Here is a 2,037-nt window from a genome sequence, read left to right as displayed (position 1 = left end):
GCCTGTTCGCCAAGGCGACGGGCCTCGCGGGCTGGGAGGTGGTCAAGCTCTCCGGGCCGCTGAACCTGCTCGTCCTGCTCACCGGCATCGGCCGCTTCGTGCGCACCCTGACGTCCCGTCAGTGGGCCCCGGTGCTGGCGCTGTTCGCGATGGTGCTGCTCTGGGGCACGCGCATGGCGTGGTGGAGCGGCTATCTGGGCCTGATGTCGATGACGGGGAACCTCGGCTATCCGTCGACGTTCGCGATCGGCCTGGCGTTCTGGGCCTGGGCGTGGGCGGGCGCGCTGGTCCGGGGCCCGCGGCGGACCCCGTGGGCGTACGTGGGGCTCGGCGCCCTGTGCGGACTGATCCTGCTCGTCCACCCGATCTCGTCGGTGGCGGCGGTGATCGGCGTCGTCGCGTTCGCGGCGTCCGGGCGCGCCGTGCGGCCCTGGGCGGCGACCGCCGCGACCGCGGCGGCCCTCGCCGTGGTCTGGCCGTACTACAGCGTCTTCTCGCTGGTCGGCGACCCGTCCGTCGACGGGATCCACCGCCAGCTCTACACCGAGATGCCCCAGCGCTTCTGGCTGGCGCTGCTCGGGCTGCCGGCCCTGTGGCTGCGGCTGCGCAGGGACCGCAGGGACCCGCTGGTCCTGATGTTCGCCCTGGACTGCGCGGTCGTCGTCTACGGCTGGGTCAGCGGCCACTACACCTACGGCCGCATCCTGGGCCTGACCCTGGTCCCGCTCCAGTTCGCGCTGGCGATCGAACTGGCGGCGCCCCGGCCCTGGGGCTGGCGGCGCGGCGCCCTCGCCGGGGCCGCCGCGCTCGGCGCCTGCGTGGGCTTCTGCCAGCTCCAGGCGGGCGCGGTCGTGCCGCGCGCCCTGGACCCCGTCGGCTTCGACCAGCCACCGCGCTGGCCCGGCTACACCTGGGCGACCGGCCACATGCGCCGGGGCGACGTCGTCCTGACCGACGGCTACCGGCCCACCCGCTCGGTGCCCGGCTACGGCGCCAACCTCGTCGCCCCCGCCTGGCCGGACCCCTCCCTCGACGAGTCGGTGCGCGACGTACGCCTGAAGGCCGTGCGCGACTACCTCTCCCCCGGCTCCACGCGCGCGCAGCGCACGGAGATCGTGCGCCGCTACCACGTGCGGTGGCTGCTGCTCGAACCCGAGCAGAAGGCGCCGCCCGAGGCGGTGGTCGTGGACTGGAGCCCGCACACCGGCGAGGTGCTCGCACGGGTGAACGGCGCGGGTCAGCGCCGGGCGTAGAGGCGCAGGGTGGCGCCCGGCACGACGAAGGGGGCGGCGCGGGGCGTGAACTCCCTGTGGAGTAGGGCGAGTTTGATCTGTTCGGTCTTGAGGTCCTCGGTCTTGAGGTCCCTGGTCTTGAGGTCCCTGGTCTCGCGCAGGTCTGTCTTGCGCAGGTCCGTCTCGCGCTGATCCGTCTTGGGCGCCCCTTCGGCCCCGGCGATCCGCCGGCGGGTCTCGCGCAGCACCGGCGGTTCGGTCAGGACCCAGACGCGGTCCGCGGCGGCGAGTCTGCGGCGCAGTTCGGCGGGGCCCACCTCCGTGCCGTAGAGCGTGCCGGAGGCGGCGGGCGAGGTGCCGAGCGCGAGGTCCCTGGCGCCGCGGAACCCGTCGGGGTGGGCGAGGGCGACGCGCCGGGCCATGGCGGGCAGGAACAGGACGGGTTCGCCGGGGCGCAGCACGCGCGCGGCGACGGCGGAGGCCGCGGCGGGGTCCTCGCGCCCGTGGCCGACGGCACGGTCGAGGCGGTGCAGGGGCAGCTGCCACCACAGGGCCAGACCGACGGCGGCGGCGCCGAGGACGGCGACGGCTCCCCGGGGACGTACGAAGCGAAGACGGCGCACGAAGCCGGGACTCACGAGGCCGGGACGCACGAAGCCGGGACGCGCGGAGCGACGACGGCGTACGGGGCCGAGGCCGCGTACGAAGCCGGGACCGCCCACGAACCGGGCACGCGGGAAACGTGCCGTCCGCGGCAGACCCCCGGCCCCGCGCACCACCCGGTCCGCGCCCGCCGCCACGAGCA

1 protein-coding gene and 1 pseudogene are annotated in these 2,037 nt (G+C 75.5%); one reads left to right on the top strand and one right to left on the bottom strand.

Features of this window, described 5'->3' with window-relative positions; translation table 11 throughout:
* On the top strand, positions 1-1,253 hold a 1,253-nt coding region (locus AOK22_RS37200), incomplete at its 5' end, for a hypothetical protein (protein WP_055703077.1).
* Here AOK22_RS37200 and AOK22_RS41715 read toward each other — a convergent pair.
* Positions 1,238-2,037 (bottom strand): annotated as a pseudogene (locus AOK22_RS41715) (hypothetical protein); the annotation flags it as partial. The gene AOK22_RS37200 and the pseudogene AOK22_RS41715 sit on opposite strands and share 16 nt — an antisense overlap.

Source organism: Streptomyces silaceus (assembly GCF_001419745.1).
Classification (GTDB): Bacteria; Actinomycetota; Actinomycetes; order Streptomycetales; family Streptomycetaceae; genus Streptomyces; species Streptomyces silaceus.
This window is presented reverse-complemented; position numbering and strand designations above follow the sequence as displayed.